The sequence below is a fragment of the Stutzerimonas kunmingensis genome (assembly GCF_032106285.1).
GTDB lineage: Bacteria > Pseudomonadota > Gammaproteobacteria > Pseudomonadales > Pseudomonadaceae > Stutzerimonas > Stutzerimonas kunmingensis_B.
In genome coordinates this window covers 14627-39408 of sequence record NZ_DAMCPO010000033.1, presented here as the reverse complement: position 1 = coordinate 39408, position 24782 = coordinate 14627, and the positions used below count along the sequence as shown (strand labels likewise).

Sequence of the window (24782 nt, the reverse complement as noted above, 5' to 3'; positions counted from 1 at the left end):
GCTTGGCGAGGATCTCTTCCTCGCTCATGCGGCCCTGGGTGAACAGCTCGCCGTTAAGGTAGATGCTCGGCACCGACATGATCTGGCGCGCCTCGACTTCGTCTTGGAACAGCGCGCCGTCGATGGCCACGTGCTTGATGTTCGGATTCAGCACCGCCATGAGGTTCAGCGCCTGCACCACGTCCGGGCAGTTCTGGCAGGACAGCGAGAAGTAGGTTTCGAAGCGGTAGTCGCCATCCAGCGCCCTGATCTGCTCGATCACTTCCGGCGCGGTCTTCGACGGATGACCGCCGACTTGCAGCAGGGCCAGCACCAGCGAGGTGAATTCGTGGCCCATGGGGATGCCGGCAAAACGCAGGCTGATGTTGCCGCCGATGCGGTTGAGCGAGAACGACGGCTTGCGTGCATCATCACCGTCGGTCTTGAGGGTGATCTTGTCGCTGAGGCCGGCGATGTCCTGCAGCAGACTCAGCATTTCCTGGGACTTCTCGCCGTCACCAAGGGACGCGACGATCTCGAAGGGCTGGGTGACCTTCTCCAGGTAGGCTTTCAACTGGGTCTTGAGATTGGTGTCCAACATGAGCAGCGGTACCCCGTACGGAATTCAGGAAATAAAACGCCCGGACGGTTCGCGTCCAGGCGTTGGGTTGCCAGAGGGCTTTGAAAAGCCCTCCAGCACGCAGGGCAGATAGGCGAAGCCTTAGATCTTGCCGACCAGGTCCAGCGAAGGAGCCAGGGTCTTCTCGCCTTCTTTCCACTTGGCCGGGCAAACTTCACCCGGGTGAGCGGCGGTGTACTGAGCAGCTTTCAGCTTGCGCAGGGTTTCCGACACGTCACGAGCGATCTCGTTGGAGTGGATTTCGACGGTCTTGATCACGCCTTCCGGGTTGATCAGGAAGGTGCCACGCAGGGCCAGACCTTCTTCTTCGATGTGCACACCGAAAGCGCGGGTCAGCTGGTGAGTCGGGTCACCGATCAGCGGGAACTGCGCCTTGCCAACGGCAGGGGAAGTCTCGTGCCAGACCTTGTGCGAGAAGTGGGTGTCGGTGGTGACGATGTAAACTTCGGTACCGGCCTTCTGGAATTCGGCGTAGCTGTTGGCAGCGTCTTCGATTTCAGTCGGGCAGTTGAAGGTGAAGGCAGCCGGCATGAAGATCAGCACGGACCACTTGCCCTTCAGGGATTCTTCGGTGACTTCAATGAACTTGCCATTGTGGAAGGCATTGACTTTGAAGGGTTGAACTTGAGTGTTGATCAGCGACATCTGCTAACTCCTTTAGGGGGTTCAGAAACTTTGACGGGGCCTACGATAACGCAGCTAGCAGCATACCGTTAATTGATTAAGGGAATGACCGCGATTGCTTTCATCTATCGAAGACGCATTTATCGGGTTTACAGCAGCATCGCCAGTGACCTGCATCAGCGTCAGCCGTTCAATCCGGCCAGAACGCTCGAATCGCAGCGACACCCTGCGCACCTGCCTGGCGTGCCGGGGACAGGTCGGACGCCTGAAGTCCGCCCAGCAGGTAGGCCGGTCGGTCGAAGCCTAGCAGCAAATCCGCGACCTGCGCCCAGCCCAACGGTGAGGCATCCGGATGGCTGGCGGTCGCCAGCACTGGCGACAACGTGACGAAATCTACTCCCAATGCGGCTGCCAGCGCCAGCTCCTCGGCATCGTGACAGGACGCCGCCAACCAGCGGTTCGCCGCGATCGGTCGTTCCCGCCCCGCATGCTCACGCAGCTGCCTGGCGGTCAGATGCCAGCCAGCCTCGGGATAATCGCATGCCCACTGTAGCGGGCCCTTGAGCATCAGCTGAGCCCGCCCCTCGCACAAGGGCAGCGCCCGCTCTGCCAACGCACGGTAGTCGGTAGGCGGTAGCGACGGCACACGCAGCTGGATCAGCCGTATGCCGTCATCCAGCGCTTGCGCGAGCCCATCGAGCAACCGTTGCGGGGCGAGGCCATCCGGCGTTATCAGATAACGGTGCGGCAGCCGCGCAGCCGCCACGATCGGCTGGTTCGCAGCCGGGAAGCTGTAGTTCGTCAGTTGATCCGCCGTCACCCACATCAGCGGCTGGCCTTCCGCCCCGTGGGGTTCACCGGTAAACGCCTGCACCTCCCAGACATCGAGCAGCACTTGCTTGTCCGGATAATCGTGGCGCACTTGGATCAACGGCTGCGCCGCGGTGACAACGATGCCCAGTTCCTCCAGCAGCTCACGCGCCAGCGCCGCCTCGACGCGCTCACCAGCCTCGACCTTGCCGCCGGGAAACTCCCACAACCCACCCTGGTGCTTGTCGAGCGGGCGCTTGGCGATCAGTACGCGCTCGTCGGCACCACGAATAACGGCTGCGGCGACATGGATTCGTTTCACTTTCGCACTTCCTGCAGGGCACTTCGATGCCAGCGCTGAAAAGCCGGCCACTGATGGATCGTCTCGACGTAGCTCGCTGCGGCAGCTGGCAAGGCCACCTGATAACTGCGCAGGCGCGAAGCCACCGGCGCATAGAAGGCGTCGGCAATGCTTGGCTGGCCAAACAGATAATCACCACTCCGGCCAAAGCGCTCGCGGCAATCGCTCCAGATGGCGCAGATTCGCTCGATGTCTGCCTGCACTGCATCGGGAAGCTCGGGCAAGGCCTGGTCGCGCGCCATATCCATCGGCAGATGGCTGCGCAGCGCCTGAAAGCCGCTGTGCATCTCCGCGCAGATACTTCGCGCCAATGCTCGCGCATAGCGCTCGCGCGGCCACAGGTTTGCATCAGGGAACTGCTCGGCCAGGTATTCGGCGATTGCCAGCGAATCCCACACCGGGCCGTCCTCGGTCAGAAGCACCGGCACCTTGCCGGTGGGCGAGTAAGCCAGCAGCCGGGCTCGGCTGTCCTGCCGATAGAGCGAGACCGGAACCTGTTCGCACGCAGCGCCGGACAGTTCCACTGCCAGCGCGGCGCGCAGCGACCAGGATGAATAGTTCTTGTCGCCGACTACCAGTTGCAGAGCCATGACCGATGCACCTCGAGTTGCCTTCGGAAGAGTCAGCGGACGTTAAAGCGCGGCAAGCGCAAATGGCAATTCCCGTTGCACATGGGGCCATGCACAACGGGAATAGCTAAGGGCAGGATTCGATCAGGTCCGGTATTCGGCGTTGATCTTCACGTACTCGTGGGACAGGTCGGTGGTCCAGATGGTCTCGCTGCAATCTCCACGACCGAGTTCGATACGGATGGTGATTTCCTCACGGGCCATTACCGCCGCGCCCTGCTCTTCCGTGTAGCTGGGCGAGCGCCCGCCCTGGCTGGCGATGCAGACCTCGCCGAGGAACACATCGATCTTGCTCACATCCAGATCTGGCACGCCGGCGTAGCCGACCGCAGCGAGAATGCGGCCCCAGTTCGGGTCCGAGGCGAACAGCGCGGTCTTGATCAGCGGCGAATGCGCGACGGCATAGGCGACGTCCAGGCACTCCTGATGATTGCCACCGCCGTTGACCTGAACCGTGACGAACTTGGTCGCGCCTTCGCCATCGCGAACGATGGCCTGAGCCACTTCCATGAAGACTTCCAGCACCGCCTGCCTGAGCTTGGCGAACAGCTCGCCGGAGGCGGAGGTGATCTCCGGCAGCGCCGCCTGACCGGTGGCGATCAGCATGCAGCAATCGTTGGTAGAGGTATCACCGTCGATGGTGATGCGGTTGAACGACTTGTTCGCCGCATCGCGCACCAGATCCTGCAACACGCTGCCGGCGACCTTGGCATCGGTGGCGATATAGCCAAGCATGGTCGCCATGTTCGGCCGGATCATCCCGGCGCCCTTGCTGATACCGGTGACGGTCACCGTCACGCCATCGTGCTGGAACTGACGGCTGGCACCTTTGGGCAGCGTATCGGTGGTCATGATGCCGGTCGCGGCCTCGGCCCAGTGGTCCGGCGACAGATCGTCGAGTGCAGCCTGCAATGCCGATTCGATCTTCTGTACCGGCAGCGGCTCACCGATCACGCCAGTCGAGAAAGGCAGCACGGCCGTCTCGTCGATTCCGGTGATGGCCGCGAGGGCCGCACAGGTGTGACGGGCGTCGGCAAGACCTTGCGGGCCGGTTCCGGCATTGGCGTTACCGGTGTTGGTCAGCAGGTAACGCACCGGGCCGTGCATGCGTTCGCGGGTGACGAGCACGGGGGCAGCGCAAAAGGCGTTGGTGGTGGTCACGCCGGCGACACGGGAGCCCTCGGCACAGCGCATGATCACCACATCCTTGCGGCCCGGTCGCTTAATGCCGGCGGAGGCGATGCCGAGTTCGAAACCGGGTACCGGATGCAGGGTAGGTAAAGGACCAAGACCGACAGCCATGGATGCGCTCCTTCAGAACAATGGATGGCCAACAGGCCGAGAAAGGGGTTGCGACAAAAACGCCGCGAGCGGCAGAAGCCGGTCGCGGCGCGGAATCATCAGGCGAGGTCGGACTTACTGAACCTGCCCGTGGCAATGCTTGTACTTCTTGCCCGATCCGCACGGGCAAGGCTCGTTGCGACCGATCTTCGGTTCGGTACGCACCGGCGCCGCGGCGACGTCGGCCTGACCTTCGACCTCGGGCTCCTCCTCCGGCTGATCCAGCGCGGACACCTCGGCATGCTGGAACTGCATGCGCTTGGCCAGCTCTTCGGCTTCGCGGCGCAGACGGGCTTCTTCTTCGGCCGGATCTTCTCGACGAACCTGCACATGGGACAGCACGCGGATGCTGTCGCGCTTGATCGATTCAAGCAGATCCTGGAACAGCGTGAAGGACTCGCGCTTGTATTCCTGCTTCGGGTTCTTCTGCGCGTAGCCGCGCAGGTGGATGCCGTGACGCAGGTGGTCCATGGTCGAGAGGTGGTCTTTCCACAGATCATCCAGCACACGCAGCACGATCTGCTTCTCGAAGGAACGCAGTGCCTCGACGCCAGCCAGCTCTTCCTTCTCGTTGTAGGCGGCCAACAGCGCTTCGAGAATGCGCTCGCGCAGCGTTTCCTCGTAGAGTTTCTCGTCCTCGTCGAGCCACTGCTGGACCGGCAGACGCGTACCGAAATCGCTGTAGAGCACCGCCTCCAGCCCCGGGATATCCCACTGTTCCGGCAGCGACTGCGGCGGAATGTGCGCGCTGATCGCGGCGTCCAGCGCCTCCTGGCGGAATTCGGCGATGGTCTGGCCGATTTCATCGGCTGCGAGCAGGCTATTGCGCATGTGGTAGATCACCTTGCGCTGCTCGTTGGCCACGTCGTCGTACTCGAGCAGCTGCTTGCGCATGTCGAAGTTGCGGCCTTCAACCTTGCGCTGCGCCTTTTCAATGGCGTTGGTGACCATGCGGTGCTCGATGGCCTCGCCGGACTCCATGCCCAGCGCCTTCATGAAGTTCTTCACCCGATCAGAGGCGAAGATGCGCATCAGGCTGTCTTCCAGCGACAGATAGAAACGGCTCGATCCCGGGTCGCCCTGACGACCGGCACGACCGCGCAACTGGTTGTCGATACGACGGGATTCATGACGCTCGGAGGCGATCACATGTAGGCCGCCCGCTTCGAGCACCTGCTGGTGACGCTTCTGCCAATCCGCCTTGATCTGCGCAACCTGCTCTTCGGTCGGGTTTTCCAGCGCCGCGACTTCCACTTCCCAGTTGCCGCCCAACAGGATGTCGGTACCACGACCGGCCATGTTGGTGGCGATGGTCACGGCACCGGGGCGGCCCGCCTGGGCAATGATTTCGGCTTCCTTGTCGTGGTGCTTGGCGTTGAGCACCTTGTGCTCGAAACCTTCGGCCTCCAGCAGGCGCGACACGTATTCGGAGGACTCGATGGTGGCTGTACCGACCAGCACCGGACGGCCCTGCTCCCGGCACTCCTTGATGTCGGAGATGATCGCGGCGAACTTCTCTTCCTGGGTCAGATAGACCAGGTCGTTGAAGTCCTTGCGCGCCAGCGGGCGGTTGGTCGGGATGACCACGACCGGCAGGTTGTAGATCTGCTGGAATTCGAAGGCTTCAGTGTCGGCGGTACCGGTCATGCCGGACAGCTTCTTGTACAGGCGGAAGTAGTTCTGGAAGGTGGTCGAAGCCAGGGTCTGGCTCTCGGGCTGAATCTGCAGGCCTTCCTTCGCTTCGATGGCCTGATGCAGACCTTCGGAAAGGCGGCGGCCCGGCATGGTGCGGCCGGTGTGCTCGTCGATCAGCAGCACCTGGTTGTTCTGCACGATGTATTCGACGTTGCGATGGAACAGCTTGTGGGCGCGCAGGCCAGAATACACATGTGTCAGCAAACCGAGGTTATGCGCCGAATAGAGGCTTTCGCCCTCGGCCAGCAGACCGGCCTGGGTCAGCAGCTCCTCGATATACTGGTGACCCTGTTCGTTCAGCTCGACCTGGCGGGTTTTCTCATCGATGGAGAAATGCCCTTCCTGAGTAACGACTCCCTCCTCTTCCTCGATGTGCTGGGTAAGGCGTGGAATGAGCAGGTTGATCTGCTGGTAAAGCTTGGAGCTGTCTTCAGCCTGCCCGGAAATGATCAGCGGTGTGCGCGCTTCATCGATCAGAATGGAGTCGACTTCGTCGATTACGGCGAAGTTGAGTTCGCGCTGGTTCTTTTCCTGCAGGCTGAACGCCATGTTGTCACGCAGGTAGTCGAAGCCGAACTCGTTGTTGGTGCCATAGGTAATGTCGGCTGCGTAGGCAGCGCGCTTTTCTTCCGGCGGCTGGAACGGGGTGACGATGCCGACCGAGAGGCCGAGGAATTCGTACAGCGGGCGCATCCAGTTGGCATCGCGTCGCGCCAGGTAGTCGTTGACCGTGACTACGTGCACACCTTTGCCGGCCAGCGCATTGAGGTAAACGGCCAGGGTTGCAACCAGGGTCTTGCCTTCACCGGTACGCATCTCGGCGATGCGCCCTTCGTGCAGGGTCATGCCACCGATCAGCTGCACATCGAAGTGGCGCATGCCCATGACGCGCTTGCCGGCTTCACGACAGACGGCGAATGCTTCGGGAAGGATCTGATCGAGGGTTTCGCCTTTCTCGAGACGGGCCTTGAACTCTTCGGTCTTGCTGCGCAGTTGCTCGTCGGAGAGCGACAGCATCTGCTCTTCGAGGGCATTGACGGACTGCACCGCCTTGAGCATGCGTTTGACCTCACGCTCATTCTTGCTTCCAAAGAGTTTCTTCAATAAAGGCGCAAACATATCGACAAAGACTTCCATGCTGGGGATGGAGGCACGTCCGCGAGGTCACGGCTGCGTGCAAAGGGGCCATTCTACTCGGAAACGGCAGTGAGGAAAGGTGCCTGACTGCGCAGCGCCATGACGCAACGGACGCGCTACCGGGTACCTGTATATTCGCAGCTGGCAGGCGATAAACCCTCTAGACAGGGCCTTTGCGCAGCACGCCAAAGCCGGAGGCAGCAGGATATTCCCCGAACCGGCTTCTGCTACCATTCACGCTTCTACCAAGCATCTCGGACCATCATGGCCTTTCGCCCGTCGCCGGCTCGTGCTCCTGCCTCATTGTTGCGCGAAGCGAAGCCGCTCAGAGCTTTGTTCGGCGAAGCCCTTCGGCTCGATCGTCTGCAACAGCTGCTGGAGAGCCAGTTGCAGCCCGCAGCACGCGAACACTGCCGCGTGGCATCCTGGCGCGAAGGTTGTCTGCTGCTTATCGTCACTGACGGCCACTGGGCGACACGGCTGCGCTACCAGCAGCGGCGTCTGCAACGTCAGCTGGAAGTGCTCGAAGAGTTCGCGGGCCTGACGCGTATCCAGTTCAAGGTACAGCCACCGCCCCCGCCCAGGCACACGCCGGCGCGTACGCAACCACTTTCGAGCAACGCCGCCGACAGCATTCAGGCGGCAGCTGATGGCATCCGCGACCCCAAGCTTCGCGCCGCACTGGAACGTCTGGCCAGCCGCAGCAAAGTGGACGACTGACATCCTGCGACAAATGCTTGCCACTTCGTTGTTGCCCGGGGTCCGCCGCCACGGGTTAGCATGCCCCCATCGCAACGGAGAACGTTCATGCTGCCCAACCACCTGATCGTCGGTACTCGACCATGCTGATTGGCGCTCTGCTCATCCTGACCTGGCTGGTGCTGCTGATCCGCTATCCATTCAGGGCCGTACCCATTTCACTGGGTGCCGTGCTCGGCCTTGCCTTGGTCGCTGGCTGGGTACTCTGGCAGGAGCATCGCGAAGAGCAGTTGCTCGCTCGTATCGAAATTCAGCTGACTCACGACCCTCGTCGCTGCGCCGGCGGGCAGCCGCTGCATGTGCGCCTGCACAATCACACCGACAAGAAGTTGCAGAGCCTGCAGTGGGAAGTCGCCGCCTATGCGCCGGGCTCGCGCACCAACCTGGCGCGACGCGCCTACGATGCACCGGACTACCAGGGGGCAGGTGGCCTGCAGCCTGGCGCAAGCTGGGAATCCTGCGTGCCGCTACCGCTGCTGCGCGCCGGTTACCGCGCCGCCACACTGGAGTTTCGGGCCGAGCGCGTGCAAGGCCGATTCAAGAACTGACGAAACTCCGCTTCCTGCGCAGACTTTCAATCTTCGCCGCAGCCGCTTATGCTGTACAAATAAACAGTATCAATCTGCCAATGACCGAGGTGGTAAATGGCCGTCGAAGTGGTGTACCGCAGCAGCCGGGACCTGGAGCGTTTGTTCATGGATAAAGCCGAAGCCGATCGTCACGACAAGATGCTTGAGCTGGCAGAAGCGCTAGCTGCGGTGCTGCAGCAAGCTTCGCCTTCGCTGAGCGAACAGCAAGCCGAAGACATCGGCATCTACATGGCCAGGCACCGCGAGTTGTTTGCCAAGGCATTCAAGAGCAGCCCCGATGTTCTGACGGAACTGACTGCGCAAGCATGAAATGAGATAGCAGGTATGCCAGCGACATTTTTGCGGCGGTCATGCCGTTGCGCCCGGGAAACTTGTCATCGCCTTGCCTGGTCCATTGCTGGCAACCCCTCACACAGGTATCCAGGCATGACGAGTCCATTTCAGAAGATCAGTGATGTGTTTCGTCCGCGCTACAACGTCAACTTCAGCATCGAGAAGCCCGATGGCAGCATTCTGCTGACATTGACGGGCTCGGAAGGCGTTGCAGTGAAGCGCTACATCAGTGCCGACCAATGGCGCGATCAACAGCAATTGCAGCGACTCATCACCAGCCTGCAAGTCAGTCTGGCCATCGAGCGCGGCGAGCAGTTACCACAACGGATGTCCCACGGAGGCTTGCAACCCGCACCAGTGTAATGTCATCAACCTGACTGCCTGCAGGTTGCGCCGCTCCGCCCCGAAACTTACCCAATAAAAACAAGAATCCATCTTCGTCTGACAGCTGCCAGGCTTGCAGCGAATCGTCGCGCCTGAACTTTGCTGTTTCAGGCGCGACGATGAATGATCCCTTGGATAACTGCTTGTTCTCAGAGCCAGGCCAGCGCTTTGGCCTTCGCCACCGCCTGGGTACGGCGCGCGACGCCCAGCTTCGTGTTAATCCTGCGCGCATGGGTCTTCACGGTATGTAGGGATATGAACAGCTGTTCGGCAATTTCCTGGTTCGAGCACCCCTGGGCGATCAGCCGCAACACCGTCAGTTCGCGGTTGCTGAGCACCGTTTCATCCGCTGCCGGGAGCGTCACTTCCGGCTCACGCTCGTAGCTCAGCAGCCGCTGCCGAAGCGATTCGCCCTTCGCTGCGGGTAGCACTCGCGCCAGCCATTGCGGCTGCCGATACTGTAGTTCGTACAAGGGCTTGACCAGATGCTGACGCGCGGCCTCGCTGAGCGCCAGACGCAGCTCCAGCTCCGCCTCGGCGACCTGGCCATCGGCCTGTAACGCTTCCGCCAGACTGAAACGACACTCGCATGCAAGCCCCAGACGCTGGGCAAGCAGGTTCTGCTCGATCTGCTCACGCAAGGCTGTGATCGCTCGTGCTGGCTGTCCCTCGAGCACATCGATGACCGCCAGATAGCGCCGCACCCGAGGCAACAGCTCGTAGAATCCGGACGGCGACAGGTAACCCCGTCCTTCATACAATTCCAGTACCTGATACAGCGCACCACGCGCCTTGCGCAGCTCGCCCTGATGCAGCCAGGCCACACCGTTTATCAGCGGCAGGATGCCGCGGAATCTCGCCTCAGGTACATGTCGCCACTGAGACAGGCGCTCGGCGTCCCGCAGCCAGTGATAGGCGCAGGCAAACTCGTGACTGCGCGCGGCAAGCTCGGCAAGCCCGACATAACCGAAGAAACAGTAGGAATCACCGCAGGTTTCGGTCTCCGCCTTACCGAGCTGATATGCCTCCTGCGCCGGCTCGTCGAGCCCCTGGTAAGCCAGTAGATGCCCCTGCAGCAGTTGCAACCTGCCGATGAGAGGGCTGCGCCGGACGGAGTCACGCAACGCCTGGAGTGTCTCGTTGAGCACGCCGACCGCACGCTCGAACTCACCGGTGAGCTCAAGCAACTGGATTCGATCGACGCTGAGCATCACTTCGTAGAGCACGCTACCTTTTAGCCGTGCGAGTTTCATGCCTTCGCTGTTGTATTGCTGGGCAAGCTCGAGCTCACCTTCAGCCATCGCTTGCTGCGTAAGCACCTGATAACAGAGCACGCGCTGCGCCCAGGCGTGATCGGACAGTACCTCGAGCGCCTGCAGGCAGTTCTGGCGTGCCTCGGGCTCACCGCGCAGGCGGGCCAGAAACCCCCGAAGGGCCTGCCACTGAGCCAATAACTGGGCTTGCCGGCGCGCATCGGGTTGGGGGAAGAACTTGGCCAGCTCGGCCAGACAGTCATCCACTTCATCAAGTCGCGCCGAAATGATCAGCGCCCAGCCCTGCAAAACGATCAGGCGCGTGGTGCTGGCGAACAGGTCCTGTGGCAGCTCGCTTCGCCATTTCAGAAAGCGCGATACGTTATCGCCGATCAGCAACTGTTCCTGTCCGTAACGCTGCAGGTAGTTGGCAGCGACCTCAGGCTGGCCGGCCCATAATGCATGCTCTACCGCCTCGCGCATCTCGCCGCGACTGGCGAACCACTGACAGGCACGCAGATGGGCCTGGGTCGGCGCGGTCGTTTCTGCGGAGCGCTGCAGCATCAGCGCCAGCGGCTTCCACAGGCGAAACCACTCACCGCAGTTATCGATCTGCCGAATGAAGAGCTGGAGCGTCTTGAGGATATCGAGGATTTCGCGACCAACACCGTCGAGCACATGGTCGCAAAGCTCTGCCGAGAAACGCGGCATACGCGCCAGTGCCAGCATGGCCCGCCGCACTTCATCGCTCAGTCCAGCCATGACCTCACGCTGGACGTAATCACGCAGCAATGGCGTCCCGGCAACCAGACGCTCACGCAGCGCCTGCTCATCGGCGTGGAGCAACATCAGACAGACTCCAGCCGGCCACCCCTCCATCACATGATGCAATTGCTGAAAAGTCTCGGACGAGAGCGTCAGACGATGGACGCTCAGGAGTTGCTCGAGCTCTTCGGCGGTGAACGCCAGCGCTTCCGCCTCCAGCTCCAGAAGGTGCCCTTGCAGCAGGAGCCGTGGAAGCTTCCACGCTGGCTGGCGGCGACTGGATACCCACCAACTGATTTGTGCCGGCCCCATGTCCAACAACATATCAATGCAAGCATCGAGTTCCGGGCTGTAATCACGCGGGTAGTCGTCGAGCATGATCCACAGCGGCTGCCGGACTTGTCGCAGCAGCGCCAGCATGTCGTTCTCGGAACGATCATCCTTGCCCGTCCGCTCCCCCAACGCATCGCTCAACTGGCCGTAAAGCGCCTGAACCGTACATGCCCGCCCGCCGAGATCCAGCCACACCAGGCGTGTGCCCGGAGGCACCAAGCGCGCGCACTCGCTCATCAGCACGGTCTTGCCAAACCCGGCTGGGGCGCAGATCAGGCGCAGACGGCAATCGGTATCGAGCAGCGCACGAACCAGCCTGGGCCGGTCGATATGCAGCGGCGGCAGCCGAGGAATGGATGCGAGTTGCTCTACGGCACCTGCCTCTGCACTGAGCGCATCAGGAATGAAGCGTACGGACATGGCAAAGGTTCTCTTGTTCGAATCAGTCCATTGAAACACAGCGCGGTCTGTGCCAGGCATCGCGCTCGGTCGTTACCACGGGCAGCCGAAACGCCAGCCTTGTCGTTGCACACGTCGCATATTGGGCCCAGTGTTCCAGCAATGCGATCGTCCTGACCTCGGGCACCGAATGGAAATTATCATCCACTGGTTCGCCGCAAAAAAAAAGGCGGCCACCTGGCCGCCTTATTCACAGGTTAAATGTCAGTCGATCAGCGCACCCCTGCGTTACGCAGGGCAGCCGGCGTGAAGTCCCGAGCGGAGGCACGATAGCCGTATTCGTGCGGCTTCTCCTCGTTACTCATGCCGATCGCGATGTAGCGGCCGGAGATGATGTCGTAGAGCGCCTCGAACGCGTAAGCCGGCACCTTGTGCTGGTAGTACTGCAGCGAGTGGGCCTCGCCTACACGCCAAAGCTGACCACGACCGTCGTACAGCTCCGACTGGACGATGGTCCAGCTATCCTCGTCGACGAAGAAACGGCGCTTGGCGTAGATGTTGCGCTCGCCACTCTTGAGCGTGGCTTCAATCTCCCAGACGCGGTGTAGCTCGTAACGCGCCAGATCCTGATTGACGTGGCCAGCCTTGATGACGTCGTCGTACTTCAGTTCGCTGGAAGCGATTTCATAGCTGTTGTACGGGATGTACAGCTCTTTCTTGCCGATCAACTTCCAGTCGTAGCGATCAGGTGCGCCGCTGAACATATCGAAGTTATCCGTGGTGCGCATACCGTCCGAAGCGGTACCCGGCCCGTCGTATGCAACTTGCGGCGCGCGGCGTACCCGACGCTGGCCAGCGTTGTAGATCCAGGCCTGACGGGGCTCCTTAACCTGATCCAGCGAGTCGTGCACCAGCAGGACGTTCCCTGCCAGGCGAGACGGCGCAGTCACCCGCTGTTTGAAGAAAAGCAGCGCGTTCTTGGCGCGCTCGGGATCCAGATCCGTCATACCCAGCGGGAACGCCACTTCGTCCTCGAAGTGAACCATGGTGTAGCTACCGTTGGTTTGCGGGGTAGCCTGGACGATATTGCGACGGACGTTGCCACCGCGATAGCGGGTGATATGGTTCCACACCACTTCCAGACCATTCTTCGGAATCGGGAATGCGTAATAACGGCTGTCGGTGAAGTTGGCGATACCGTTGCCGCCCTCGACGAGTTCGGTATTCACAGCACTCTTCTTCGCAGCCTCATAGATCTCATCCGGCACGGCGACCGAACGATGAGTCGGGAACACGCGAATCTTGTAGGTTTCCGGATAGCGCTTGAACATGGCCATCTGACCTGCGGTCAGCTTGTCCTTGTACTGTTCGGCGTTCTGCGAGGTGATGACGAACTTCGGCTGCTCGTCCTTGAACGGGTTAGTCAGATGCCCATTGTTGAGGGGGGCCGCGTCGGTCTTGAGACCACCGGTCCACTCAGGGATGCTGCCGTCGGCGTTACCGGCTTTTTCTGCGCCCAGCGGCGTCAGCGATGTACCGAGCTTGGCGGCTTCTTCTGGGGAAACGGCAGCCATCACACTGCTCGCGAGCAGGGAGAAGGCCAAGACACTCAATAGCTTTCCTGTTTTTTTCATACGATTCCAGTTCCTCTTGATCTTGTTATAGGCCGGAGGCCCATGCCTGTCGCTGATGTCCGGCCGATCATCCTCATCGGCCGGACACTCGGCTGGTCTCCTTAGAAGTTCACGCCCACGCTGAACGCGAGGAAGTCGCGGTCAACCAGCGTGTTGTAGTCGCCGCCGAAGAAATCGGTGTAGGACAGGCTGGCGGTGTACATATTCTGGTACTCGGCATCCAGACCAATGCTGACCGCCTTGGAGCCTTCGTTGAACAGACCGTTGGGGCCGTAGCCGTCGACGTCGTGGGAGAAGGACAGGTTGGGCTTGAGGTTGATGCCGGCGAAGACGTTGTCGTAGTCCGCGATGCCACGCAGGCGGTAGCCCCAGGAGTTGGCGGTGACGAAACCGTGGCGGCCGTAGCGGGCCAAAGCGGCTGGATCATCCGGGGTGCCGTAGATAGGATCACGCCCATAGCGCAGTTCGCTGGTGCTCTCGAGACCGCCGACATGCGTGTAGCCGACCTCGCCCACCACGGTCACCCTACCAGCGCCCAGTACTTGATCGAAGAAGTGAGTGAATGTGGTCTGCAACTGGGTGATTTCCTTGCGGTTGTAGCCGCGATTTTCTGCACCGAAAGTACTTTCAATGGGAGAGGTTCCCGGCGCAAGGGGATTAAGCAAAGCCCGAGTGAGGTCTTGAGTATTCAGCTGAACCGGTGCATTGGGTCGATAGCTGATCTCACCAGACCACGCGGTGCCAGTGGGCAATGTCGTAGAGAAGCTAAGGCCGTAAAGCTGGATATCTTCGGGGTACTCAAGGTAATAGCGGCCGTTGCCAAGCATGACGCTCTGCGCCAAACCAGAGCCAGCACCAGGCACGAGCCCATTAGCTGTACCGATAATGCCAGGCAGCTGCGCTGCGGTAGCCAAGCCAGCAGATCGCGTACTGACGTTTGGCGTCCGACTGTGGTAATTCATGAAATACGCACCATACTCGGTGGCATCACCCAACCAGCGCAATGCAAGACCGAACTGCCCCGAATCACGTGCATCCCGGTCGCCAGCTCGCGGCAAAACCACACCCTCAGGAGTGACTTCGAACCCCTGCCCGAACGCAGCAGCGACGGGTTGAAGAGGAGCGATTGCCGGGCTGCCCACGTGGTAGTTGGCATCACAACCATCCTGAACGACATCTACAGCGAAGAAAGTACCGCAATTATCGGCAACGGTCTGATCCCACTCGAGTTGATAGAACGCCTCCATGCTCAACCGGTCGGTCAGGCTCTGCGAGATGTAGAACATATTGACCGGAATCAGCCCCTCTTTGATCTCAGCACCCGGCCGGCGGAATGCTGCAGCGTCCAAGGGATTGATGGAGTTTATGCTGTTACCGATAAAGGTACTTTCGCCCCAGCTCACTACCTGCTTCCCAAGACGGACGGTCCCGGGCAGATCACCAACGGAATAATTGTGATAGACGAACGCGTCCAGAATTTGCGCGCCGGATGATTGAGCGGCTTCTTTCCGGTTGCTGTCGCTGATGTCCTTGAAAAGACGACTCTCATCCTTCAGCTCGAAGTCATACCAATACTTGCCGCGAACGAAGGCACCGCTATCGCGATAACGAAGCTCGAGATCGTGCACACCCTTGAAAATCTTGGAGAAGGTCTCGCCCTTCTTGAAGTTCAGACGACCATCGTCGCCGGTCTGGGTAAAGCCGGTACCGCCGTTGTTGATGCCGACCAGATCCCTGTCCCTGTCCGCCATGGACCAGCTGGCACCGATGGACATCGCCGAGTCGAATTGCCCTTCGATCTCGCCGATATTGAAGCTCACGGCGTAAGCCGGGGCGGCAGTGCCCAGCGCTACGGCGAGAGCTAGGGACTTCGGCTGGAAGATTCCTTGCCTTGTTGTTTTTGTCATGAGGCGCTCCTGATTGGTTCGAAGTGCGTAAACCCTACCCAGACGTAGAAGGAGGGTTAAGCGCACTAAGGTTTGATTTAGCTTGTAATCCTTTAGTATGAATAGCCTTTCCAGCATTGGCTTTCAGCGTGATTTCGTTCAGCCATGCGTATTTAAGGATGTTCTGAGCTTAGCCGTGAACGCTAGAAGCGCAAAGCCCGCCGCAGAGCCTTTCGTGCGGTTGAAATGAAGAAATGTCGGCTGGCTATCCGAAAGTAGTATTCACCATGCCGATAAGCAGCCCAATCCATCTGGATCAAGGCAGCCGGCATTGTGAAACACCAAACGCAGCCAGCGCGAGAACGAGCGGATCAGGCGCGGACACGCCACCGCTGCGTTACTTTAGGAAGCGCATATGGGGCCAATCGAAACGTAACTGCCGCAGCTCCCAGATCGCAGCGCGCATGACTGCCGCCAGGTCGGCGAATCGTCGCGGCCGTGTGGCTGCGCACTCATTGCGGGCGCGCATGACAATGAGCTCCGCCGAGACGCTTACATGCCCTTTACGGCGTAGATACCAGGGGCGTTGCGCCAGTAGCCCTTGTAGTCCATGCCGTAACCAAAAATGTAGCGGTCGATACAGCTGAGGCCAACATAATCGGCTTTGAGATCCGGGCGGGCCTTACGCTGATGATCCTTGTCGATCAGCACCGCTGTATGCACCGCGGCGGCGCCCGCGTGGCGACAAAAATCGATGATCGCACCCAGGGTGTGTCCTTCATCCAGGATGTCATCAATGATCAGCACGTCGCGATCGATGAAGGAGATTTCCGGCTTGGCTTTCCAGAAGAGCTCACCGCCACTGGTTTCATTGCGATAACGAGTGGCATGCAGGTAGGACAGTTCGAGCGGGAAGTTCAGCTTAGGGACGAGCTTGCCGGAAAAGATCAGGCCGCCATTCATGACGCAGAAGACCACAGGATTGCGGTCGGCCAGCTCGCCGTTGATCGTATCGGCGACCTGGCTGATTGCAGCTTCTACCTGTTCTTCGGTGTACAGGCAGTCAGCCTCGGCCATGACTTGGCGGATATGTGCGAGATCGACGGACATGAAGCGATTCCCCCAGAGAATTTAGTTGGGAGCACCAGCCGGGGCTGGCAGCTCGTGCGGTTGAATCGCCGTAATGCCAGGCGAACCCGGACAGCGAAAAACCTGACCGAACAGCCCGGTTTTGGCCGTTCGCGAAAGGGCGGGGAAGATACCCACCCTCGCCGCGCGCAGCAAGTCCGCTGGCCGGATGACGCACGAATAGCCGCTGACCCGGCGATGCTTTAATCTAAGCCGGTTTATTTGCCCGCCGGAGCCCACAATGCCCATTCGAGAGATCCGCCATCCGCTGATCCGCCACAAGCTCGGCCTGATGCGCCGCGCCGACATCAGCACCAAAAACTTCCGTGAACTGGCTCAGGAAGTGGGCTCGATCCTCACTTATGAAGCAACTTCTGATCTGCCGCTGGAACATTACAGCATCGACGGCTGGTGCGGCCCGGTGCAGGTCGAGAAGATATCCGGCAAGAAGATCACCGTCGTACCCATCCTGCGTGCGGGCATCGGCATGCTCGACGGCGTGCTCAGCCTGATCCCGGGCGCCAAGGTCAGTGCGGTAGGCATCGCCCGTAATGAGGAAACGCTGCAGGCGCAGACCTATTTGGAAAAACTGGTTCCGGAAATCGAACAGCGCCTGGCCATCATCATCGACCCCATGCTCGCCACCGGCGGCTCGATGGTCGCCACAATCGACATGCTGAAGAAGGCCGGTTGCAAGGAAATCCGTGCTTTGGTGCTGGTCGCCGCCCCGGAAGGCATCGCCGCTGTGGAAAAAGCACACCCGGACGTGCTGATTTTCACGGCATCCATCGATGAGCGTCTCGACGAACACGGCTACATCGTCCCGGGCCTGGGTGACGCTGGCGACAAGATCTTCGGCACCAAGCAGAAGGACATCTGAGCATGTCGCATACCGACGAGCCGCTTGGCCGGCAGGTACTGGCCGGCGCACAGATGCTGTTCGTGGCCTTCGGCGCCCTGGTGCTGATGCCGCTGATCACCGGCATGGACCCCAACGTAGCGCTGTTTACCGCCGGCCTTGGCACCCTGCTGTTCCAGCTGATCACGCGGCGTCAGGTACCGGTATTCCTGGCCTCCAGCTTCGCCTTTATCGCACCGATCATTGCGGCTAAGGGTGAGTTCGGCCTGCCGGCGGTCATGGGTGGCGTGGTCGCTGCCGGACTTGTCTACATGCTGCTCGGCTTCGCGGTGCGCCTGAAGGGCCCCGGCTTCATCGATCGCCTGCTGCCGCCGGTGGTCATCGCCCCAGTGATCATTTCGATCGGTCTGGCGCTGTCACCTGTGGCGGTGAACATGGCCATGGGCAAGGCCGGCGATGGCAGCGCCCAGTTGATCCCCTACCAGACGGCGATGCTGATCTCGATGCCGGCACTTGTCACGACCCTGCTCGTGGCGGTGCTGGGCAAGGGCTTGTTTCGCCTGGTACCGATTCTCGCCGGCGTTGCGGTCGGCTACGGGCTGTCGTTTGCTTTCGGCGTGGTGGATACCAGCGGTATCGCGGCCGCACCCTGGCTAGCGATGCCGAGCTTCGTCGCACCGGAGTTCAATATCGGCGCCATCCTGTTCATGGTGCCGGTCGCCCTGGCACCAGCCATCGAGCATATCGGCGGCGTGGTGGCCATCGGCAGCGTGACAGGCAACAACTACGTCAAGAAGCCAGGCTTGCACCGCACGCTACTGGGCGATGGCGTGGCCACCTCGGCAGCCGGCCTTTTCGGCGGCCCGCCGAATACCACCTATGCCGAAGTGACCGGCGCGGTGATGCTGACCAAGAACTACAACCCGAAGATCATGACCTGGGCGGCGGTATTCGCCATCGCCCTGGCGTTCATCGGCAAATTCGGCGCCGGCTTGCTGAGCATTCCGGTTCCGGTTATGGGTGGCATTCTCTGTCTGCTGTTCGGCTCGATTGCCGTGGTGGGTCTAAGCACGTTGATTCGTCATCAGGTCGACCTGTCCGAGGCACGCAACCTCATTATCGTTTCGGTGACGCTGGTGTTCGGCATCGGCGGCATGGCGTTCGGCTTCGGTGAATTCACCCTGTCCGGCATCTCGCTGTGCGCGATCATCGCCCTGCTGCTCAACCTCCTGCTCCCCGGCGGGGATGGTTGGCGCAACAAGCAGCTGAACGAAGATCTGTAAAAGCGTGACACCGGCTTTGCTGGTGCCACCACTCGGCGCCCTGAGTGGGCGCCCGGTCGAGCGTATCGACTAGACTGGCGCGATGAACGATTCGACCATTCCCCACCTACAACTCGAAGACACCAGCGTGAGCTGCGCCACCTGCGCGGCCTGCTGCTGTCGACTCGAAGTGTTGCTGTTCAGCGATACCGGCGTTCCGCAGCGCTATATCGACACCGACAGCTGGGGCGGCGAAGTCATGCTACGCCTGGAAGATGGCTGGTGCGCGGCGCTTGATCGGGACAGCATGCGCTGCAGGATCTACGAAAACCGGCCATTGATCTGCAGGGAGTTCGAGCTGGGCTCGGAAGATTGCCACGAAGAGCGCAAGGGCAGCGCCACGGCATATGGCTGAACGCTATCGGCAGTGCAGGGCTGGCGAACCGCCCTGCAGCACCTCAGGACGGCCTGCTTAGAAGGCCATTCGGTAATGCAAGGCGTAGCTTTCGACACCATCATTCGGCTTCTTGATGCCGGCGTTGGAATAGTGGATTGCGCGCACACCCACTTCGTGGCCACCGGCGAAACGCAGGCCTGCACCGATCCGATCCTCGAACTGGAAAGACGAACCGAGACCGTTGCCCTCGACCTCGGTGTTCTCGAACGCCGCGACGCCGATGCCTGCCTCGACATAGGGTTTGACCGATTCACCAGCGAACTCGTAGACGAAGACCGGGGCCAGCGAAATGCTGTGATTGCTCGACGACTCGTCGCCCTCCCAGTAGGTATAACCGGCATCCCAGTAGCCGGTCAGTCGGCCCACGCTGGTCTGGAACCAGCTGGTGCCGAAATCGAATTGCGCACCCAGGCGATAGGTCATGGTCGACTCGTCGGTCTGGCCGACCGCAACGGTAAAGTCTACGGCATGGGCAGCCGCCACCGAACCTACAGAGAGTGCCGCCACTGCAGCCAGGGAGAACAGTTTTTTCATGAGAACTTCCTTATCAAACACTGCATTTGTTTGGTTTTTTGGTGCCAGCATATTTGAGAAACCCCGCTGCGCTTGGAGTTCCTAGCGGGGGAAAAACTCGACTTTCGCGTTTTTGCCCCAAAGTATAGGCAACACGCTGGCCATTCGCCGCGGATCGCCGCTGCAATAGAAATGCTCGGAGGCCACCCCGCTGGCGAGCAGATGGCGCTCCGCCAGCAGATCGCGCAAGTGTCGCGCGACGGCTGCTCCGGTATCAATCAGGCGGACGTTTCCAGGCAGTAGCTCGCTGAGCAGCGGCCTTATAAAGGGGTAATGCGTGCAACCCAGAATCAGCGTGTCGCAGCCTTGTGCCAGCAGCGGCCCGACCCACGTCATCAGCATGGCGCGCGTTTCGGCACTGTTCAGATCGCCTGCCTCGATGCGCTCGACCAAGCCGGGGCACGGCTGAGTGATCACCCGGACATCTGCGGCAAAGCGATCAAGCAACGCGGCAAAGCGGGCGCTCTTCAGCGTTCCGGTGGTCGCCAGCACGCCGACGACACCACTTCGCGTGGCCAGGGCGGCGGGCTTGACGGCCGGTTCCATGGCGATGATCGGCAATTGCGGATACAGCTCGCGCAATTCGGTGACGCCAGCGGCGGTCGCAGTATTGCAGGCCACCACCAGCGCCTTCGCGCCCTTCTCGATAAAAAAGGCCGCAATGACACGGCAGCGCTCACGGATGTAGTCCGGGCTCTTTTCGCCATAGGGGACATGGGCGCTGTCGGCGAGATAGAGCAGCGACTCATGCGGCAGGCGCTGTCGGATCTCACGCAGCACCGAGAGCCCGCCTACTCCGGAGTCGAAGACGCCGACCGGTGCTGCGCAGTCAGCCATGGCTTGCGCCACACACCGCACAATGTGGATCGCGCTTGACCCGCAACTCACGGAAGCGACTGGACAGCGCATCGATCAGTAGCAGTCGACCAATCAGCGGCTCGCCGAAACCAACCAGCAGCTTGATCGCTTCCAACGCCTGCAGGCTGCCAACCATTCCCACCAGCGGCCCCACTACACCGGCTTCGCTGCAGGTCAGCTCGGCTTCGCTACCGTGCCCATAGAGGCAGTGGTAGCAGGGGCTCGTTTCGACTCGCGGATCGAACACCGAAAGCTGCCCCTCAAGACGGATCGCCGCGCCGCTGACCAGCGGCTTTTTCGCTTTCACGCATGCGGCGTTCACCGCTTCGCGAATGCCGAAGTTGTCCGTGCAATCGAGCACCAGATCGACCCGCTCCACTGCCGCATCCAGGGAATCGGCGTCCAACCCGCTGCGATACGGCACCAGCTGTACATGGGGGTTCAGCGCCCCCAGCCGGGCCATGGCCGAGTCGACCTTGTGCAAGCCAAGCGAGGGTGTGTCGTGAGCGATCTGCCGCTGCAGATTGGTCAGATCCAGCGCATCGAAGTCGGCCAGGTGCAGCTCACCGACACCCGCGGCCGCCAGATAGAGCGCTACCGGCGAGCCCAACCCGCCAAGCCCGACGATCAGCACGCAACTCTGTTTGAGGCGCAACTGGCCGTCGATATCGACCTGCTTGAGCAGGATCTGCCGGCTGTAGCGCAGCAGCTCTTCGTCACTCAGCATCCAAGCACCTCACAAAACGCAATCATGGCAGGCGGCCAAGGCTGATGCGCTCATGCCCACCCAGATCGAGCAGGCTTTGCACATCCTCGAAACCGCGGGAAAGCAAAAGCATGCGCACCGCCTCAGCCTGATCGTAACCGTGCTCCAGCAGCAACCAGCCACCCGACTGCAGATGCGCCGCCGCCTGGGCGATGATCGTGCGGATGTCGTCCAGGCCATCCGCACCCGCGATCAGCGCACTCTGCGGCTCGAAGCGGACATCGCCCTGCAGCAGGTGCGGGTCGCTGGCCGGAATATAGGGTGGATTGCTGACGATCATCTGGAACCTCTCGCCGTTCAGACCGGCAAACCAGTCGCTCAGGGTGAACGCAGCGTTGTGCAGTCCGAGCCGCAGCCGGTTGCGCTCAGCCAGCCTCACGGCGGCCTCGATACGGTCCACACCGCAGACCTGCCACGCCGGCCGCTCGGTCGCCAGAGCCAGCGCAATCGCGCCGGTGCCGGTGCCCAGATCGAGCACCCGGGCCGGTGCAGCGGGGAGCAGCTGCAGCGCGGTCTCCACCAGCAGCTCGGTGTCAGGCCGGGGGATCAGCGTATCCGCTGCCACTTCAAGTTCCAGACTCCAGAAGCCCTGGCGCCCGAGAATATAGGCGACCGGTTCACCCTGACGCCTCCGTGCGAGATCAGCAGCAAAGCGCTCGGCACACTCTGCCGGCACCTCGCGCTCCGACCAGGTGCGCAGATAGCTGGTCGACTTGTTCAGGGCGGCCGCGAGCAGCCATTCGGCATCCAGCCTGGCGCTCGGCGAGTCCGGCAGATCGGCACTTTGCAGCAGGGACTCGATGGTTGGCATGAGGTGCTCTTAGCGCGGTGCGCAGCGAAAAGGATCAGTCGCCCAGCGCCGCCAGCTGGTCGGCCTGGTATTCCTGCAACAGCGGCTCGATGACCTGCTCCACGGCGCCGCCGATCACTTCGTTGAGCGAATACAGCGTCAGGTTGACGCGATGGTCGGTGACCCGGCCTTGGGGGAAATTGTAGGTACGGATACGTTCGGAGCGATCCCCGGAGCCGACCAGCAACTTGCGCGTCTCGGAGATTTCCTTGTGCGCCGCGGCGTCCTGGCGGTCCTGCAGCTTGGCGGCGAGCCAGGCCATGGCCTTGGCGCGGTTCTTGTGCTGCGAACGCTCTTCCTGACACTCGACCACAATGCCAGTGGGCAGGTGCGTGATACGAATCGCAGAGTCGGTCTTGTTGACGTGCTGACCGCCGGCGCCGGAGGAGCGATAGGTGTCGATACGCAGCTCGGCCGGATTGATCTCCACCGCCGCCTGCTCATCCGGCTCCGGTAACACCGCCACGGTGCAGGCGGAGGTGTGAATGCGTCCCTGGGACTCGGTCTCCGGCACGCGCTGCACGCGGTGCGCGCCGGATTCGAACTTGAGCTTGGCGTAGACGTTGTCGCCCTCGACGCGGGAAATCACTTCCTTGTAGCCGCCGTGCTCGCCCTCACTCTCGGAGAGGATCTCGACTCGCCAGCCTTGCTTCTCGGCATAGCGCGAATACATGCGGAACAGATCGCCGGCAAAGATCGCCGCCTCGTCGCCGCCGGTGCCGGCGCGGATCTCGAGGAACACGTTGCGCCCGTCGTTGGGGTCCTTGGGCAGCAGCATGCGCTGCAGGTTGGCTTCAAGCGTCTCAAGCTGGGCCTTGGCTTCGGCAACCTCCTCCTCGGCCATCTCGCGCATGTCGGGATCACTGTCCTTGAGCAGCGCCTGAGCGCCCTCGAGATCCTGCTGAACCTTGCACAGCTGCCGATAGGCGACGATCACCGGCTCGACTTCGGCGTACTCGCGGGAATAGGCGCGAAAACGGCTTTGATCGCTGATGACTTCGGCGTCGCCGAGCAGTGCGGTGAGTTCTTCGAAACGGTCCTTCAGGATGTCCAGCTTGTTCAGCAGCGAAGCTTTCATGGTTTTTCCGTGCCCTCGTGCAGGGCGAAGAGTTCCTGGGCCATGCTCAGCGCCTCGACGCGGCCCTCAGCGGAGAGTTTCTTCAGTTGCACGCTGGGTGCATGCAGCAGTTTGTTGGTCAGGCCACGGGCGAGCTGAACGAGAACCTCCTCGGCGCTGCCCCCATTGGCCAGCAGACGCTGAGCCTTGCTCAGCTCGTCGTCGCGAATGCGCTCGGCGTGCTGCCGGTAGGCCTTGAGCACGTCCACCGCGGCCAGTTCGCGCAGACGCTGCATGAAGTCCTCGGTGCCGGCCGCGACCAACTCCTCGGCGGCCTGGGCCGCGCCCTGGCGACTCTTGAGGTTCTCCGCAACCACCTCATGCAGATCGTCGACCGTGTACAGATAGACGTCGTCCAGCTCGCCGACCTGCGATTCGATGTCCCGCGGCACGGCGATATCGACCATGAACATCGGCTTGTGCTTGCGTCGCTTCAGCGCCTGTTCGACCGCGCCCTTGCCGAGAATCGGCAGCTGGCTGGCGGTGGAGCTGATGACGATGTCGCTGTTGTGCAACTCGTCCGGGATATCGGCAAGCAGGATCGCCTGCGCCCCTAGCTCGGCGGCCAGCGCGCTGGCCCGCTCGAGGGTGCGGTTGGCGACCACGATCTTCTTCACGCCCTGCTCGTGCAGATGGCGCGCGACCAGGGTGATGGTCTCACCGGCGCCGATCAGCAGGGCCTGGCTGCGTTGCAGATTGCTGAAGATCTGCCGCGCCAGACTGACCGCGGCAAACGCCACCGAAACCGGGTTCTCGCCGATGGCGGTGTCGGTGCGCACGGTCTTCGCGGTGCTGAAGGTGGCCTGAAACAACCGGCCAAGCAGAGGCCCGACGCTGCCGGCCTCACGGGCGACCGCATAGGCCGACTTCATCTGCCCGAGAATCTGCGGTTCGCCCAGCACCAGCGAGTCGAGCCCGGAGGCAACACGCATCATGTGGCGCACGGCCTGATCGTCGACATGCACATAGGCGCATGCCTTGAGCTCGTCGAGGCTGAGACGGTGATAATTCGCCAGCCAGGCGAGCACGGCATCGGCCTCGACCTGATCCTGTTGCAGATACAGCTCGCTGCGATTGCAGGTCGAGAGGATCGCCGCTTCGCGGGTCGGAGTGACGCGGCACAGTTGCCGCAAGGCCTCGACCATCTGGTCGGGCGTGAAGGCTACGCGCTCGCGGACGTCCACCGAAGCGGTCTTGTGATTAATGCCAAGCGCGAGGAAAGCCATGCAGAATCGCTGATTCGATAACAGAGCGCGCAATTCTCCTACTTCGTCAGATGGAGAACAACCATTGCCCTCGATTGTCGGATTCGATTGGTACTGCCAATCAGCTACCGAACCGGCCTGCGCGCCTCCCAGGG

23 protein-coding genes are annotated in these 24782 nt (G+C 61.4%); 7 read left to right on the top strand and 16 right to left on the bottom strand.

Translation table 11 applies throughout. The annotated features are described in order from the left end of the window. From RT582_RS19820 to secA, 6 genes are all read right to left on the bottom strand, one after another. On the bottom strand, positions 1 to 580 hold a 580-nt coding region (locus RT582_RS19820), incomplete at its 3' end, for a thioredoxin family protein (protein ID WP_313479483.1). Positions 581 to 700: 120 nt separating this feature from the next. After that, positions 701 to 1264, bottom strand: a complete 564-nt coding sequence (gene ahpC / locus RT582_RS19815; protein ID WP_003284760.1) for an alkyl hydroperoxide reductase subunit C — start codon at positions 1262 to 1264, stop codon at positions 701 to 703. Between the two features lie 169 nt (positions 1265 to 1433). Then, the gene (locus RT582_RS19810; protein WP_313479481.1) at positions 1434 to 2375 is read right to left on the bottom strand and encodes a Nudix family hydrolase; all 942 of its coding nucleotides are present in this window, start codon (positions 2373 to 2375) and stop codon (positions 1434 to 1436) included. Then, on the bottom strand, positions 2372 to 3004 hold the full coding sequence (locus RT582_RS19805) for a glutathione S-transferase family protein (RefSeq protein WP_125862824.1): 633 nt from the start codon (positions 3002 to 3004) through the stop codon (positions 2372 to 2374). The genes RT582_RS19810 and RT582_RS19805 overlap by 4 nt, the downstream gene beginning before the upstream one ends. Before the next feature lie 123 nt (positions 3005 to 3127). Then, complete coding sequence (gene argJ, locus RT582_RS19800; RefSeq protein WP_125862825.1) at positions 3128 to 4345, bottom strand: bifunctional glutamate N-acetyltransferase/amino-acid acetyltransferase ArgJ; 1218 nt, start codon at positions 4343 to 4345, stop codon at positions 3128 to 3130. Between the two features lie 114 nt (positions 4346 to 4459). Then, complete coding sequence (secA, locus tag RT582_RS19795) at positions 4460 to 7198, bottom strand: preprotein translocase subunit SecA (protein ID WP_125862826.1); 2739 nt, start codon at positions 7196 to 7198, stop codon at positions 4460 to 4462. Between the two features lie 282 nt (positions 7199 to 7480). Between secA and RT582_RS19790 the strand changes: the two genes are divergently transcribed. The 4 genes from RT582_RS19790 (at position 7481) to RT582_RS19775 (ending at position 9261) form a co-directional block, all read left to right on the top strand. After that, a complete protein-coding gene (locus RT582_RS19790; RefSeq protein WP_023444086.1) occupies positions 7481 to 7936 on the top strand; it encodes a DciA family protein in 456 nt (151 codons plus the stop codon). 122 nt (positions 7937 to 8058) lie between these two features. Next, entirely contained in the window at positions 8059 to 8523 is a 465-nt protein-coding gene (locus RT582_RS19785; RefSeq protein ID WP_125862827.1) for a multidrug transporter, read from the top strand. A 96-nt stretch (positions 8524 to 8619) separates the two neighbouring features. Continuing rightward, positions 8620 to 8874 (top strand): YebG family protein, encoded by a 255-nt coding sequence (locus RT582_RS19780; protein WP_003299828.1) that lies wholly within the window; start codon positions 8620 to 8622, stop codon positions 8872 to 8874. 117 nt (positions 8875 to 8991) lie between these two features. Then, positions 8992 to 9261, top strand: coding sequence for a DUF3509 domain-containing protein (locus tag RT582_RS19775; RefSeq protein WP_042922310.1), 270 nt, complete (start codon positions 8992 to 8994; stop codon positions 9259 to 9261). Between the two features lie 170 nt (positions 9262 to 9431). On the opposite strand, the gene RT582_RS19770 is transcribed toward RT582_RS19775, so the two are convergent. The 4 genes from RT582_RS19770 to RT582_RS19755 form a co-directional block, all read right to left on the bottom strand. Continuing rightward, complete coding sequence (locus tag RT582_RS19770) at positions 9432 to 12053, bottom strand: LuxR C-terminal-related transcriptional regulator (RefSeq protein WP_125898627.1); 2622 nt, start codon at positions 12051 to 12053, stop codon at positions 9432 to 9434. A 251-nt stretch (positions 12054 to 12304) separates the two neighbouring features. After that, positions 12305 to 13666, bottom strand: coding sequence for a DUF1329 domain-containing protein (locus RT582_RS19765; protein WP_031297208.1), 1362 nt, complete (start codon positions 13664 to 13666; stop codon positions 12305 to 12307). 101 nt (positions 13667 to 13767) lie between these two features. Next, complete coding sequence (locus RT582_RS19760; RefSeq protein WP_020308396.1) at positions 13768 to 15573, bottom strand: DUF1302 domain-containing protein; 1806 nt, start codon at positions 15571 to 15573, stop codon at positions 13768 to 13770. Positions 15574 to 16104: 531 nt separating this feature from the next. Beyond that, a complete protein-coding gene (locus tag RT582_RS19755) occupies positions 16105 to 16662 on the bottom strand; it encodes a hypoxanthine-guanine phosphoribosyltransferase (protein ID WP_090522261.1) in 558 nt (185 codons plus the stop codon). A gap of 259 nt (positions 16663 to 16921) precedes the next feature. Here RT582_RS19755 and upp point away from each other — a divergent pair, with 259 nt between their 5' ends. The 3 genes from upp to RT582_RS19740 all read left to right on the top strand — a co-directional run bounded on the left by upp (position 16922) and on the right by RT582_RS19740 (position 19216). Continuing rightward, positions 16922 to 17560, top strand: coding sequence for a uracil phosphoribosyltransferase (gene upp, locus RT582_RS19750; RefSeq protein ID WP_003284783.1), 639 nt, complete (start codon positions 16922 to 16924; stop codon positions 17558 to 17560). A 2-nt stretch (positions 17561 to 17562) separates the two neighbouring features. After that, on the top strand, positions 17563 to 18822 hold the full coding sequence (locus RT582_RS19745; protein ID WP_125862829.1) for a uracil-xanthine permease family protein: 1260 nt from the start codon (positions 17563 to 17565) through the stop codon (positions 18820 to 18822). Positions 18823 to 18904: 82 nt separating this feature from the next. Then, positions 18905 to 19216, top strand: a complete 312-nt coding sequence (locus tag RT582_RS19740) for a YkgJ family cysteine cluster protein (RefSeq protein WP_125862830.1) — start codon at positions 18905 to 18907, stop codon at positions 19214 to 19216. A 57-nt stretch (positions 19217 to 19273) separates the two neighbouring features. Here the strand turns inward: RT582_RS19740 and RT582_RS19735 are convergent, their stop codons facing one another. From RT582_RS19735 to hemA, 6 genes are all read right to left on the bottom strand, one after another. Continuing rightward, positions 19274 to 19792: an acyloxyacyl hydrolase gene (locus RT582_RS19735; protein ID WP_046622418.1), complete on the bottom strand. Its 519-nt coding sequence runs from the start codon at positions 19790 to 19792 to the stop codon at positions 19274 to 19276. An 81-nt stretch (positions 19793 to 19873) separates the two neighbouring features. Continuing rightward, complete coding sequence (murI, locus tag RT582_RS19730; protein WP_125862831.1) at positions 19874 to 20668, bottom strand: glutamate racemase; 795 nt, start codon at positions 20666 to 20668, stop codon at positions 19874 to 19876. Next, positions 20661 to 21416: a molybdopterin-synthase adenylyltransferase MoeB gene (locus RT582_RS19725; RefSeq protein WP_125862832.1), complete on the bottom strand. Its 756-nt coding sequence runs from the start codon at positions 21414 to 21416 to the stop codon at positions 20661 to 20663. The genes murI and RT582_RS19725 overlap by 8 nt, the downstream gene beginning before the upstream one ends. 22 nt (positions 21417 to 21438) lie before the next feature. Next, positions 21439 to 22266 carry a peptide chain release factor N(5)-glutamine methyltransferase gene (gene prmC, locus RT582_RS19720; protein ID WP_313479465.1) on the bottom strand — a complete coding sequence of 276 codons (828 nt, stop codon included), beginning with the start codon at positions 22264 to 22266 and terminating at the stop codon, positions 21439 to 21441. 34 nt (positions 22267 to 22300) lie between these two features. After that, a complete protein-coding gene (gene prfA / locus RT582_RS19715) occupies positions 22301 to 23383 on the bottom strand; it encodes a peptide chain release factor 1 (RefSeq protein WP_090522266.1) in 1083 nt (360 codons plus the stop codon). Then, a complete protein-coding gene (gene hemA, locus RT582_RS19710; protein ID WP_014819346.1) occupies positions 23380 to 24648 on the bottom strand; it encodes a glutamyl-tRNA reductase in 1269 nt (422 codons plus the stop codon). The genes prfA and hemA overlap by 4 nt, the downstream gene beginning before the upstream one ends. Positions 24649 to 24782 lie beyond the last annotated feature (134 nt).